11 protein-coding genes and 1 pseudogene are annotated in these 13,040 nt (G+C 54.2%); 4 read left to right on the forward strand and 8 right to left on the reverse strand.

Features of this window, described 5'->3' with window-relative positions; all coding sequences use genetic code 11:
• Positions 1–28: 28 nt before the first annotated feature.
• The gene (locus J5276_RS24900; protein ID WP_209160404.1) at positions 29–631 is read right to left on the reverse strand and encodes a superoxide dismutase; all 603 of its coding nucleotides are present in this window, start codon (positions 629–631) and stop codon (positions 29–31) included.
• 106 nt (positions 632–737) lie between these two features.
• On the opposite strand from J5276_RS24900, the gene soxR reads away from it, so the two are divergent.
• Positions 738–1,184 carry a redox-sensitive transcriptional activator SoxR gene (gene soxR, locus J5276_RS24905; protein WP_209160406.1) on the forward strand — a complete coding sequence of 149 codons (447 nt, stop codon included), beginning with the start codon at positions 738–740 and terminating at the stop codon, positions 1,182–1,184.
• 48 nt (positions 1,185–1,232) lie between these two features.
• Here the strand turns inward: soxR and J5276_RS24910 are convergent, their stop codons facing one another.
• The 6 genes and pseudogenes from J5276_RS24910 to J5276_RS24935 all read right to left on the reverse strand — a co-directional run bounded on the left by J5276_RS24910 (position 1,233) and on the right by J5276_RS24935 (position 7,891).
• Entirely contained in the window at positions 1,233–1,421 is a 189-nt protein-coding gene (locus J5276_RS24910) for a hypothetical protein (RefSeq protein WP_219256752.1), read from the reverse strand.
• A 302-nt stretch (positions 1,422–1,723) separates the two neighbouring features.
• Positions 1,724–2,092 (reverse strand): hypothetical protein, encoded by a 369-nt coding sequence (locus tag J5276_RS24915; RefSeq protein WP_209160411.1) that lies wholly within the window; start codon positions 2,090–2,092, stop codon positions 1,724–1,726.
• 106 nt (positions 2,093–2,198) lie between these two features.
• On the reverse strand, positions 2,199–5,351 hold the full coding sequence (locus J5276_RS24920) for an efflux RND transporter permease subunit (protein WP_209160413.1): 3,153 nt from the start codon (positions 5,349–5,351) through the stop codon (positions 2,199–2,201).
• An 11-nt stretch (positions 5,352–5,362) separates the two neighbouring features.
• Positions 5,363–6,556 carry an efflux RND transporter periplasmic adaptor subunit gene (locus tag J5276_RS24925; RefSeq protein WP_209160415.1) on the reverse strand — a complete coding sequence of 398 codons (1,194 nt, stop codon included), beginning with the start codon at positions 6,554–6,556 and terminating at the stop codon, positions 5,363–5,365.
• Positions 6,557–6,895: 339 nt separating this feature from the next.
• Positions 6,896–7,277 (reverse strand): annotated as a pseudogene (locus J5276_RS24930) (NAD(P)(+) transhydrogenase (Re/Si-specific) subunit alpha); the annotation flags it as partial.
• A 458-nt stretch (positions 7,278–7,735) separates the two neighbouring features.
• The gene (locus J5276_RS24935; RefSeq protein WP_209160461.1) at positions 7,736–7,891 is read right to left on the reverse strand and encodes a hypothetical protein; all 156 of its coding nucleotides are present in this window, start codon (positions 7,889–7,891) and stop codon (positions 7,736–7,738) included.
• A gap of 220 nt (positions 7,892–8,111) precedes the next feature.
• Between J5276_RS24935 and J5276_RS24940 the strand changes: the two genes are divergently transcribed.
• Complete coding sequence (locus J5276_RS24940) at positions 8,112–9,275, forward strand: epoxide hydrolase family protein (protein ID WP_209160417.1); 1,164 nt, start codon at positions 8,112–8,114, stop codon at positions 9,273–9,275.
• A 373-nt stretch (positions 9,276–9,648) separates the two neighbouring features.
• On the opposite strand, the gene J5276_RS24945 is transcribed toward J5276_RS24940, so the two are convergent.
• Complete coding sequence (locus J5276_RS24945; RefSeq protein ID WP_370647651.1) at positions 9,649–10,902, reverse strand: ATP-binding protein; 1,254 nt, start codon at positions 10,900–10,902, stop codon at positions 9,649–9,651.
• Between the two features lie 451 nt (positions 10,903–11,353).
• Here J5276_RS24945 and J5276_RS24950 point away from each other — a divergent pair, with 451 nt between their 5' ends.
• Both J5276_RS24950 and J5276_RS24955 read left to right on the forward strand, forming a co-directional pair.
• Complete coding sequence (locus J5276_RS24950; protein WP_209160419.1) at positions 11,354–12,115, forward strand: hypothetical protein; 762 nt, start codon at positions 11,354–11,356, stop codon at positions 12,113–12,115.
• A gap of 309 nt (positions 12,116–12,424) precedes the next feature.
• Entirely contained in the window at positions 12,425–13,033 is a 609-nt protein-coding gene (locus tag J5276_RS24955; RefSeq protein WP_196379981.1) for a nitroreductase, read from the forward strand.
• The last annotated feature ends 7 nt before the right edge of the window (positions 13,034–13,040 follow it).

Here is a 13,040-nt window from a genome sequence, read left to right on the forward strand (position 1 = left end):
GCAACCAGCAAGGGAAAAAGCCGGCGACTTACAGGCGTGCGGCAACAGCTTCCCAATTCACGAGTTTGTCCAGAAAGTTCTCAAGGTACGCAGGACGTCTGTTTCTGAAATCGATGTAGTAACTGTGTTCCCAGACATCGCAACCAAGCAGAATCTTGTGACCGAAGCACAGCGGATTTACGCCGTTTTCCGTCTTTACGATCCGTAAGGTGCCGCTATCCTTATCCTGGATGAGCCACACCCAGCCCGAGCCGAATTGCGAGACGCCGCTCGCAATAAATTCATCGCGGAAAGAATCTGGGGAATCGAATGCTTCAGCAAAAGCCTTGGCAAGCTCGGGAGGCATCGTCTTTCTGCCAGGCCCAATAATGTCCCAGAAAAGAGTATGGTTCCAATGCTGGGAAACATTGTTGAAAATCGGGGATTGTGCAACAGCGCCGCTGTTGTAGGTACCAACGACGATATCCTCGATGCTCAGGGCCTCCCACTCTGTCCCTGCGAGGGCCTTGTTGCCGTTGTCGACATACGCTTTGTGATGGAGGCTATGGTGGATTCGTAGTGTCTCTTCGGACATTCCCAGGTCGGCGAGGGCATCATACGAGTAAGCGAGATGAGGCAGTTCGAGTGCCATTGGGCATTCCTTTGTCACGGTTGTTTCGACTAAAAAGTCCTTGAAAAACAAGGTGACTACCGTTATAAAACCTCAAGTATAGTTTTGGTCAAGGATTTTTATCTCTATGCGTCTGGAAAATGAATTGTCGGTGGGAGAGCTTGCCAAGAGAGCTGGCGTCGCAGTGTCGACGCTGCACTTTTATGAAACGAAAGGCTTGATCAGTCCCCGCAGGAGCAGCGGTAACCAGCGGCGCTACTCAAGAAGCCTCCTGCGTCGCGTGGCAATAATACGTATCGCGCAACGGGCAGGGATCTCGCTCGCAGAGATTAAGAGTGCCCTTTCCGCACTGCCTGCCGAGCGAACGCCGAATGCTGACGACTGGCGCAAACTTGCATCAAGTTGGAATAAAAGTCTGGAAGAACGCATCAGAGCCCTGACGCAACTCCGTGACGAGATGGCCGGATGTATCGGTTGCGGGTGTCTTTCCCTGCGCGAATGTCCTCTCAGGAATCCAAGGGACGAACTTGGTCAGGGTGCGACAGGGGCCGTTCTTCTGCAGCACGAAGATTGATCGGGATCACTGCCCAATTGGCTTGATCTCCGGCACTGCTACGCAAAATTACTGTAACCTACTTTCTGTTGTCTGCTCACTCAGTTTGAATGATATTTCTTTCCGAAAATCTGTCCTTTCGATCACCACCGAAGCATAGTCGCCGCGAAGAACGGTCGCTAAATCGGAACCTGATAAAAGCGCCTTTAGTATCTCTCCAAAACAATCCGCGCGGCCGAGAAAGATGGTCAGTGCCATCATTATGATTCCATTTCTGACCATTGAGTTCGAAGCGTGAGTTGTTCCGTCAGACGAGGAGGCTGTGTCAGCCAAGAAACTGAAAACCTGTAGCGTCACCAGATCGCGAGTTGCAGTTTAGGAAGTAAACTTCCGCTGAAGTGAAACTGCATTTTTTGCCAAATCTTCACCCTTACTCCTCGGGAACGCGGTTTCTATCGTTCCTGAAATACAGGTGATCGAAACCTTTCCGTAAATATCTAATGACATCTTCGATCCTGTCGATTTGTCCGCACGCCGGCTAAAGCCGGACGACGTGGCCCTCATCCTAAAGTGGGTTTCCGGCATGACGCCCGCGTCACCGCTACTGCCTCTGCCAAGTTGGGGAGAATCTTTGGGTGAATCCCCGACCTCGACCAGACAACAACGCCGTGGACGCGACCGCGTCGCGTTGACTTCGCGAACAACTGGACATCAGGCGGCGTGTCATCCACGTGAATCGCAGCAAACACTTCCGTTGTGACCTTGACCCATTCGGAGATTGGGACGTTTTCGGACGTAAGTGCCTGAGCTTCCGTCCAGAACGGCTTGGCAATCACTTCGTCCTTTGTTTGAAGCGCGACGACGTAACGTGATCCCTGTCCTAGTCTTAGAATCTTCAGTTCCGAATTTTCAGGAATTTGTATTTTCATGACCTACGCATGCTGCAATATCCGTTGGCTTGGCCTATGCGACTCCGCTCTCGCGGAAGGGCACAAGAAGATTCTTGGGCTGCGGACGACGCAGCCCAAGATGGGTTTAGTGACTAGATACCGTGGCGGCATTTGATGCGTCTTCCGCCGACACGGCTAGGGGGTCCGATCTGTGGCGCGCAAGCTTCGAGACCACGACAAAAAATGTCGGCACCAACAAAACGGCGAGGACTGTCGCAGAAATCATCCCGCCCAAGACGCCCGTCCCAATTGCGCGCTGGCTGGCGGAACTCGCGCCTGTCGCAAAGGCAAGCGGCACCACGCCCAGAATGAAAGCGAAAGAGGTCATCACGATCGGTCTAAAACGTAGCTTTGCTGCCTCAACCGTCGCCTCCAGCAGAGGGCGTCCCTCAGCTCTTAATTCCCGAGCGAACTCGATAATAAGAATGGCATTTTTCGCGGAAAGACCAATGATCGTGATGAGGCCGACCGTGAAATAAATATCGTTCGGAATACCGCGCAGCATGACAGCCACCACAGCGCCTATTGCACCTAGCGGCACAACAAGCATGACGGCAATCGGGATAGACCAACTTTCATAGAGGGCCGCAAGGCAAAGGAAAACGAAGACAAGCGACAGTCCAAGCAGGAATGGTGCTGCACTACCCGACGCTTTTTCCTGGTAGGATTGCCCCGTCCATTCGAAACCAAAGCCCGGAGGCAGTTCGCCAGCGAGTCGCTCCATTTCGGCCATCGCATCACCACTGGTGTAACCCGGGCCGGCACTTCCGCTTATCTTAACCGCTTGAAGTCCGTTATAGCCAACGACCTGCGTTGGGCCCAAAGCCCACCGGGCTGTTGCAAACGATCCAAGGGGGACCATTTCGCCGCGCGAATTGCGGGCGTTCAGTTCCAGCAGGCTTGAGACATCCATGCGCTCGGCTGCTTCCGCCTGAACGATGACGCGCTGCATGCGGCCTGCGTTGGGGAAGTCACCGATGTAGCGCGACCCAATCGAGGTTGAGAGAACGGCGTTGATCTCATCAAACGTCACTCCGTATGCATTCGCCTTCCGCCGGTCGATGTCCAGTACGATTTGTGCGGCTGGCGGCAGGCCCTCAATATAGGGATATTGCAAGACTGGGCTCTGCCATGCTTTCATCAGCAGGCTGTTGGCTGCCTCTACCAACGCAGCGTTTCCGAGATTACCGCGATCCTGAAGCCGGAAACTGAAACCGCTGGCATTACCGAGCGCTGCGATTGGCGGGGGCGTCAAAGTAAACACTGAGCCTTCTGGTAGCCCGGCGAGTGCACCAAGAGCGGATCCGACAATTGCATCTGAGGAATCTGCCGGGCCTCTTTCCGACCAGTCCTTGAAAGTGGCGAAGGAGATACCGGCATTTTGGCCATTGCCGTTAAAGCCGAAGCCAAGAATCGTGACCACCTTATCAACGCCGGAACGATTGACGAAGAATTCGTCGACTTTTCCAAGCAAAGCATCGGTCCGTTCCGTCGTCGCACCCGCAGGAAGCTGGGTGACTGCGATGGCGTATCCCTGGTCTTCGAGTGGAAGGAAGCCGGTCGGCAGCCTGACGTAGGTGTACCCAAGTGCGGCGAAGATCGCGAGATAGATGACCATCATGCGGAGACTGCGTTTCACAGTGCCAACGATCAGCCATCCGTATCCAGACGTGGTCTTATTGATCACCCGGTCAAAGCCGCGGAAAAACCAGTTCTTCTTGTGCTCCCCGCCATGCGGGATTGGTTTCAATATGGTTGCGCACAGAGCTGGCGTGAGGGTCAGCGCCATCAACGCCGAAAACACCATCGACATAACAATCGTCAATGAGAACTGCTTGTAGATGATTCCAATCGCGCCGGGGAAGAAGGCCATTGGCACGAAAACTGCGATCAGCACAACCGTGATCCCGATCACCGCGCCGGTGATCTGTTTCATAGCCTTCACCGTTGCAGCTTTGGGGGGAAGTCCCTCCTCATGCATGATACGCTCTACGTTCTCGACGACCACGATCGCGTCGTCGACTAGGATGCCGATTGCCAGGACCATGGCAAACATCGTCAGGACGTTAATCGAGAAGCCGAAAATGTAGAGTGCCGCGCAGGTTCCAAGCAGCGCGACCGGCACCACGAGCGTCGGTATGAGCGTGTATCTGAAGTTTTGGAGAAACAGGAACATGATCACGAACACGAGTGCGACTGCCTCGAGCAGAGTGTGGATCACCTTCTCGATCGAAATGGATACGAAAGGTGTCGTGTCGTAGGGTATTTCGTAACTGATGCTCGAAGGGAATGTCTCCGCAAGCTCAGCCATGCGTGTCTTGACGGCTTGTGCAGTGATGAGCGCATTCCCCGTCGAGTTGAGCTGGATACCGATTTGCGCCGCGTCTTTTCCGTTGATTTTCGAAGACAGCGCGTAGCTCTGGCCTCCAAATTCGAGCCTTGCCACATCGGCGAGCCGCACAACGGACCCGTCTTGGTTCGCACGCAAAACGATCTCGGCAAAATCATCGACAGTGGACAATTGTCCCGTCGCAGAGACGGTGGCGGTGATTTCCTGCCCGTTTGCGCTCGGTTGGGCGCCAATGCTGCCCGAGGAGACCTGTGCATTCTGCGCGGCGATGGCGTTGGATACGTCCTGGGCCGTCAGGTTCAGCCCGACTAGTTTTTTGGTATCAATCCAGACACGCATGGCGCGCTCGGTTGCGAAGAGCTGCGCCTTGCCGACGCCTGGAAGACGTCGCAGTTCATCGATGACATTGCGTGCGGCGAACTCGCCGAGATCGATGGGGCCCAGACGACCGTCTGTGGAGGTCAGTCCGACGAACAGCAGAAAGGCGCTGCTTGTCTCTTCAACACGGATACCCTGCTGTAGGACCGATGGAGGGAGACGGGCTTCAATGCGGCTGATGCGGTTTTGAACGTCAACCGTGGCAGTCTGTGGATCGGTACCCGACTGGAATGTGACGTTGATTGTCACACTACCCTGGTTATCACTGACGGAGTCATAATACAGCATTCCCGTGGCGCCGTTCATCTCCTGTTCGATCAACTTGGTAACGCTGTCGTAGAGATTTTGCGGCGTTGCTCCGGGATAGCTGGTTGTGATCGCAATCGTCGGCGGAGCCACATTAGGGTACTGCGAAATCGGAAGAAACGGAATTGCAATGACGCCAGCCAAGGCAATTGCCAAGGCGATGACCCATGCAAAAACCGGGCGCTCGATGAAATATTGAGGCATAGCTCGACCCCTTAAAGTTTTGCTTGCTGAGTGCACACGCCGTCGCAGTCAGCATCGGGCGTTACCGCCGTGCTCGCTGCAGCAATGGGTTGCGCCGTGACGGGTGCCCCGGCCATAGCTTTCTCAGCTCCATCGACGATCACCTGATCGCCGACCTTCAGGCCTTCCGTGACAAGCCAACGACTACCAACGGAACGCGTTGCTATAACGGGTTGCGGAACGGCTTTGCCGTCCTGGACAATCATAACCTTGGCCTGACCCAGCGTGTCCCATTGGACAGCGCGCTGTGGCAGCAAAAGAGCTTGGTGGACGGTTCCCTGCGCCATACGCACGCGGACATATGTACCTGGTAGAAGGGATCGATTTGGATTGCGGAACTCGGCGCGAAGCGATACTTGTCCGGTTGTTTCGTTGACCACAGCGGAAGAAAACAATAGCCTCCCTCGCTCCCCATATGTCGTACCGTTGTTGGTGATAAGCTCAACGAAAGCGCTGTTGTCCTGCTCTCCTGGCGCACCATCACTGGACAGCTTCTGTACCGCTGTAAGATCTGTCAGCGGCGCTATGAAGTCCACGTACACCGAGCTGAGATCACGTACGGTAGCCATATGTGTCCCATCTTCTTGCCGTACGAATGCGCCGGCCGTTACGATCGCTGCATCTATTCGCCCATTGATCGGAGACCTGACCGACGCGTAGCCGAGGTCAAGCTCGGCCGTTTTGAGATTCGCTTTGGCGACAGCGACTTCTGCCTGGGCCTGTTGGCGTGTGGCAACAGCAACGTCGTATTGATCCTTGCTGGCAACATTTTTTTGCAGGAGACTTTCAGCTCTCCCTTCTTGCTGCGACGCGAGTGAGAATGATGCTTCGGCGCGGGCGAGTTGCGCTTTTGCAGCATCTACCGCCGCTTCGAACTTTGCGGGATCAATCTGGAAAAGGGTTTCCCCCGCCGTGACATCCGATCCTTCCGCGAAAGTGCGTTGCAGCACAATGCCGCTGACGCGCGCCCTGACCTCAGCGAGTCTGATCGGCAGGAGACGACCTGGATATTCTTTCGTGAGCGGTAGATCCTCCGTCTGCATGGAAACGGTTTTAACCAAGGGAGGGGGATAGGCAGCTTGCGAGCCTGATGATGAATCGTCGCATGAGGTCATCAATGTCGACAAGGGAAGCAGGAGTACGGATAGGCGAAAGCGAAAATACATGATCTGATCCGGATTGAGTTGACCCGCCGGCAAACGCACGGCAGCGGAGCTGAAAAAATGGCCCGGAAACGTTCATACAACCTCAACCATAGTTTAGGTCAAGGGGTTACCTATTAAATCCGAACTGCAAGAAAAGCTATGACGGCAAGGTGGGGATGTCCGCCGATCAGCAAAGTAGAAATATCCGATTGGAAACCGAAAGGCACATTGGCCAGCCCCGATGTGACCCTCTGGCAGCGCGAACCGGCACTGCCGCGCCGTCGCTTGTTAGTTACAAAAGCACCCAGTTGTTACTACTGCGGACTTCGGGTCCCTGTGGCGTCAACAAATGCAAGAGCCGCCGGCGGCGGTGACCTGGCCGGTGAAGAACCGGCCGAAATTATTGCCCGCCTCGATGACCGTGCGATATTGGGCCATGTAGGAGAGCGCGTGCATCTTCTGGGCGCAGGAAATGCGCGGCACCATGTCCGTGGCGATGACATTTGCGCCGTTTTCCTTCGCCTGCTCCAAAAGGTCCTTGTTCTGGGCTGGGTAGAAAAACGAGATCAGCGTCTTGTTCGCAGATAGGCGATCAATCTCCGATGTTTCCGGCGGACGAACCTTGGCGATGATGTCGGAACCGGCGTAAAGCGCATCGGCGCTGTCGATGATCGTCACACCTGCTGCGCGATAAGGCGTCGTCGGAAAAACCCGCCGCCTTGCCTGCACCGGTTTCATGAATGCAATCATATCCGAGTTTCTACAAAGCTTGCGCGCGGTCGGGCGTCATACCGACGCGCGCCTCGCCCTCATATAATTCCTTAGGTGTCCCGATTCTCAATCGTATCGTCTTTCCTGTTCTGCTCGGCCGTCAAAATAATTAGCGTGCCGGGGAGCCCAGGTGCGCTAAGCATCTTGTCATGCGGTACGGAGAGCGTGAGCGACTTGAGCGCTGGTGCTCCTCATCTGCCCCGCGAGGGTTCGGATAACGCCGGGAGCAATAGATATGCCAACTCGGAATGCGCGATTGATGAGCATGTTGCCAACTGCAACCGGCGAGAAAGGGGCGGCCTGTGTAATCCGTCCGGACACCCTGTCTTCAAAGTCGACAATCAGGCATGATCGGATGCATGCGTCATTTCGGTCATACACTCAAAATCTCCTAGGGATCGACAAGCGCACCTTGAGCCAGACTGAGAGTTATTGCCTCATATCCGCGCTCTTGTTGCAGGCGGAAAGGCAATCGTAGTTACGATCAATTACCATCTCGGGATGTTCGGCTTCATGCTCCGTCACCATACGCACGGCACGGGCGCGGACTTCAGGGGAGAATTTGTTCGTCGTCTTGCTTGTCATAGACCCTACTTCTCACGAGTTGGGGTCTCCGGCAAAGCCGGTGCGGTTCAGTCTCAGCTTGCCGCTTACGGTCAAGCGTTTTGTTTACCCGCTATAAAATGCAACAGATAGAGCTTGACCTAAACTATGGTTGAGGCGCTAGATTTTGTGGGTGTCGACGCTGAAATTTCTCGCTGAAGCGCGTCGAGCCGGCGGTTAAAGCGAATGTTTAGGAATGAATATGCAAAACTTGATTGAAAAGTTTGAGATTGCTGTAGAGCAGTCACAGTTGGATGACCTGGCTTTTCGGCTCGAAAACGTTAGGTGGCCTTCGTCTGAAACTGCACGTGATGCAAGTCAGGGACCCACTCTAGACACGATGAAAAACCTCGTTCAACACTGGTCTCGGAACTACGACTGGAGAAAGTGCGAAACCTTCCTCAATCAATTTGATCAGTTCCGAACCGTCATCGACGGAGTGGCCATCCATTTCCTGCATATTCGATCAGCCGAACCTGAAGCTATACCGATGCTAATGACTCACGGCTGGCCAGGCTCCATCCTGGAGTTCAGAAAAGTAATTGGACCTTTGATCGATCCTGTTACCCACGGGGGAAATGCAAATGACGCATTCCATCTGATCATCCCGTCTTTGCCAGGATTTGGATTCTCAGATCAACCTAACGAGGAAGGTTGGGACATAGCCCGCATTGCCAACGCTTGGACCAAGCTTATGCAAAGACTTGGGTACGCGAAGTGGGTAGCGCAAGGCGGAGATTGGGGCGCGGGAGTGACCACCGTTATGGGGTACATGGCTCCAGAAGGTCTGGCAGCCCTGCATCTCAACATGGTGCTATTCAAACCTACAGATGAGGAGCGTCAGGAAGCCGATGAAGAGGAGCGAAAGTTACTCGCGATTGCTCGTCGGTACGACGAGGAACTCTCTGCATATAATATGCTTCAAAGCACTCGGCCTCAGTCGCTAGCCTACGGAATAGCAGATTCCCCGGTCGGCCTGGCCTCGTGGATATACACTCTTTTCCAAGACCTTTCAGGATCGGACGAGAGCCTCGAGCGATTTATCTCATTAGATGAGATGATCGACAATATCATGTTGTATTGGCTGACCAATACAGGACCCAGTTCGATTAGGATTTACTGGGAAACTGCTCAAAGTCTTCGACGTGCCGGCATGCCTTCCCACCCAATGCCTGTTCCGGCTGGAGTGGCAGCTTTTCCTGACGAGATCATGAGCACCTCCAAACGCTGGGCTGAAAAGCGGTTCGAAAACCTCCTACATTTCAGTCAAGCGTCGTTCGGGGGCCATTTTGCAGCGCTTGAAAATCCAACCGAGTTTGTTCAGTCAGTGAGGTTTACGTTCAGTCACATCCGGGAAACCAACTAGGTTCCCCAACAGCGGCCAGGTACAGCTCCAAGCGACGGGTGGCAAGGTTCGTGTAGGTCGTGCCTGCGGAGTGTACAAACCCTCTGAGAAAAAGCATGGAGCTTCCGGCTGAATGTGAAGGAAAACCAGCACCTACCCGATGACAACAGCCAAAAATTTTGCCCGTGCGAGGACATCAATGAAGTCAAAGTGAAGTTTGGGGAACGTTCATTATAGGCGACACCTGTGATCCGACCTGTATGGCGATGGCCGAGAAGTTCAAGGCTGGCGGATGCATGCAAAGAAATGCGTCGAGCGCCGCGGCCAACAAATTCCGTTTGGTGATACGCGAGGCAAGCCGGCGGAAAAAGTTCCATAAGATAGATTACGCGATCTACATCGTCCATAAAACCGACGTGGGAGCTGCCTGCAATTTTTCACCAAACGGCGTCACGCGATCATGATCGTGCAACACCAGCCCCCTCACGAACCGGTCACCAACAGCCTCCTGCAGTTGGCGCAGTCCACGGAAGTCTTGCGCTCTCACCGTTGCCGACGCCTTAACCTCGATTCCGATAATACGACCGCGCCGATCTTCGATAACGACATCGACCTCATCCTTATCCTTCGTCCTGTAGTGAGAGAATGAAACGCGTCGCTCGCTCCATGACGCCAATTTCATCAACTCCGACACAACAAAACTCTCCAACAGAGCACCAAAGCGTAAGCGGTCCAGCCGCAACCGTTCGGCTTCGTCTTCTCGCATACTCGCCAGCAATCCCGTGTCGATGAAGTGCAGCTTCGGCGTCTTGATTAGACGACTAAGTCGATTGTTCGACCACGGAGGCAGTGTCTTTATCAGGAACAATCGTTCAAGGATCGCAACGTATTTCTGTGTCGTGACACTCGATAGCCCGAGCGCCGAACCAAAGCTGGAATGATTGACCAGTTGTCCAGCGTGCTCGGCCAATATGTTCAGAAGACGGGGCATCCGATCGAGTTGATCAATATTGGCGATGTCTCGCACGTCACGGTCCAGAATGAGTGCAACATAGTCCTCAAGCCAGGCAGTCCGTCGACGCGGTGTCGGTCTGCGTATTGCCTCAGGGTATCCCCCTCTTACAACAATGTCGATCAAATCCGTCCCAATGGCGGCGGCCGTCTCTACAACCGGCGCTTCTCCCGCGAACAGCCGATCCAAAAGGCGACCCGGTGCAGACTGAATCTCCGCCTGCGCCAGAGGTAGCAGCGGAATGACTGCCATCCTGCCCGCCAGTGAGTCGGCTATGGATGGGATGGCCGTTAGATTTGCAGAACCTGTCAGCAAGAAACGCCCTGGCGTTTCGTCACGATCAACACTTTCCTTGATCGCCAACATCAGTTCCGGAGCCCGCTGCACCTCGTCAATCACAGCGCGGTCGACGCCTCTTATGAAACCTACAGGATCGGCACGCGCAGCCTGCAGCGTACCCGCGTCATCCAAAGTGAGATAGGCCCGGTCGGGGCCTTCAAATTGCCGCGCAAGCGTCGTTTTTCCCGCTTGTCTAGGGCCGGCAATAAGAACGACGCGCGTATCGGATAGCGATGTCTCAACCAGAGAATACGCTTTGCGCTCGATTAGTATTCGGCTGGTTCGTAGTCGGTCCATCATCCGTCTATTATTAATACACACTTCGGCCAATTTAAAGCAGAAAAACGTCCAATATGCATTGAAATGCATCCCCGATGGGTGATTGATCTGCACTCACGCAGGATGCCAAAATCGCTCATGATCCTCGTTGTCAGCCCCGCTCGCCCACGACAGACGGTGTTCTCGTCCGAATTGGAAAGAACAGGATACTTCACTCTAGTCGCCTATACAGATATAGGCGTGGCGCGGTTGCAAATGCTTTCCGCTTAACGACCGACGGAGCTTCCGGAGTTCCCATGCCACAAAATCTCAAAAGAGGCTGGCATTGGTCGGTCATCTAATTCATACAACCTGCAGTAAAATAATAATTCGAGGTCAGATCTGCATATGAAGCGCCTTGTGTCCACAATCGCCATCACTCTTTTTTTGGGGACTATCTCTTTCCAGCTGCACCGAATCCGCGCCGGAAATGAGCGATGATCAAATCCTCTTGTTATTTTCTTCCACCTCCCTGTTCTCGACAAGTGCCGATGCGCCCAAAACGATCCCCAAAAAGGCCGAGGAATGCGTACGCCTTCTTTCAGGGCTGGAAGAGGCAGTCTTCAAAGATATGCCACAGGAAATGCTTGGCCAACTGAAGACCGAATGCCGCCAGACGATCAGCGAGCGCCTGCGTGATCCAGCTCTGAACCCTAAAAACTTAAAGCTCGAACACGTTGAGACAGCAAAATTTGCCCAGCGGCTGACCACCGTCCGCGCAAAATCACAGGAAGAAGCAAAGGCATTTGCCGCGCGTGAGAACGAGCGCCGTGAGGCCGAACTTGCCAAGCAGGAACAAGACCAGCAGCGGAGGCGAATTCAGGAGGCCGCAGAGGCGATCAAGAATGCGCAGACTCAGTTGGCGTCGATAAAGGATGACTTGCCGAAGAGGCTCACCGAGGCGGCAACCGCATGCGCCGAATTCGACGAAGCAAAAGAGGACCTCCGCAAGCGCGACAGGCGATCTCCAGTCCTCAATCGCGCGTGGCGTCCCAACGTTTGTCAGAAAAACTATGCAGAGCGGGCCAGCCGTCAGCTTCATCAAATCGAGCAGGCGGTCGAGAAAATGGCTTCGGATAAAAACTCACTCTTTCTCCCCAGCATGCCGTTCCTCGGTGAGGCCGATCCGAACAAGATCACGGCGGAGATCGAAAAGATGCAAGAAACGATCAGGGATATGAAGAACGCTTAATCGTTGCGACCCCGACATACACCGAATGATTGATTACGTCCGGCTCAATCCCATCTTGATGGGTGCGGACTGCGCCTAGACGCCTTTCGTGAACCGCCGAAAATTGGCATTGATGAGAGCAATCTGATTATTCGTCTAGGCACGGAAGGATCTGCCGGAGATACGCCGGAAGCTCGGCAGTTGCAGTTCCGCCTCACCAATTCGTTTGAGCGAGAATCTTTACACGACTATTTTCATCAAGTTTATTGACATGGATACCATCCGTCTCTTTTATGCGCCCGCACAAATTGAAAAACGGGCCTGCGCCATATGGAAGTTTCAACCAAAAATCAAAGTTGGCCAAGTGAGCTTTCAAAAGCAGATATGGGCAATCGCCGCTCCGTTCCGCCTGCCCTGTTGCGTGCGCCCGCCCCATCCGATGAAAAACTAAACGATATCCTGATGCTCGCGAGCCGCGTCCCAGATCACGGTAATTTGGTGCCATGGCGGTTCATTCTTGTAAGAGATCATCAGGCTAGCGATCTCCTGGAAGAGTTTCTTCGCGCGCACGATGCTGAAGAACAGAACGAAGGCGTGAAATCGGCAATGATCTCCCGGTTGAGGGCGTGGCTGATCGGACCGCCGGCTACAGTGTTTTTGGTTTGGCGTCCCGATAAAGCGGCACCATTCCCCGAACTGGACCAACTGCTTTGCGCAGGTGCGGTCGCGACGACGTTTTTACACGCTGTCCACGCGGAAGGCTTCGGCTCGATCTGGCTTACTGGCTGGCCCTGCTCCTCGGAACGGGTCAGGCAGATCATGGGTCTCGATCCACACGAACGGCTGATCGGTCTTTTTCCTTTGGGCACTCCAACGCGAAGGCCAGCCGAACGAGCCAGGCCGAATGCAAATAACCTACTGAGCGAGTGGCGCTCGTAACAGCCAT

It is taken from the genome of Agrobacterium sp. S7/73 (assembly GCF_019355535.1).
GTDB classification, from domain to species: domain Bacteria; phylum Pseudomonadota; class Alphaproteobacteria; order Rhizobiales; family Rhizobiaceae; genus Agrobacterium; species Agrobacterium tumefaciens.

Coding starts and splice junctions, on each gene's coding strand:
- J5276_RS24955 (WP_196379981.1), top strand. CDS start 12,425: ATGGAAGTTTCAACCAAAAATCAAAGTTGGCCAAGTGAGCTTTCAAAA.
- J5276_RS24945 (WP_370647651.1), bottom strand. CDS start 10,902: ATGGACCGACTACGAACCAGCCGAATACTAATCGAGCGCAAAGCGTAT.
- J5276_RS24900 (WP_209160404.1), bottom strand. CDS start 631: ATGGCACTCGAACTGCCTCATCTCGCTTACTCGTATGATGCCCTCGCC.
- J5276_RS24935 (WP_209160461.1), bottom strand. CDS start 7,891: ATGACAAGCAAGACGACGAACAAATTCTCCCCTGAAGTCCGCGCCCGT.
- J5276_RS24925 (WP_209160415.1), bottom strand. CDS start 6,556: ATGTATTTTCGCTTTCGCCTATCCGTACTCCTGCTTCCCTTGTCGACA.
- soxR (WP_209160406.1), top strand. CDS start 738: ATGCGTCTGGAAAATGAATTGTCGGTGGGAGAGCTTGCCAAGAGAGCT.
- J5276_RS24950 (WP_209160419.1), top strand. CDS start 11,354: ATGAGCGATGATCAAATCCTCTTGTTATTTTCTTCCACCTCCCTGTTC.
- J5276_RS24940 (WP_209160417.1), top strand. CDS start 8,112: ATGCAAAACTTGATTGAAAAGTTTGAGATTGCTGTAGAGCAGTCACAG.
- J5276_RS24915 (WP_209160411.1), bottom strand. CDS start 2,092: ATGAAAATACAAATTCCTGAAAATTCGGAACTGAAGATTCTAAGACTA.
- J5276_RS24920 (WP_209160413.1), bottom strand. CDS start 5,351: ATGCCTCAATATTTCATCGAGCGCCCGGTTTTTGCATGGGTCATCGCC.
- J5276_RS24910 (WP_219256752.1), bottom strand. CDS start 1,421: ATGGCACTGACCATCTTTCTCGGCCGCGCGGATTGTTTTGGAGAGATA.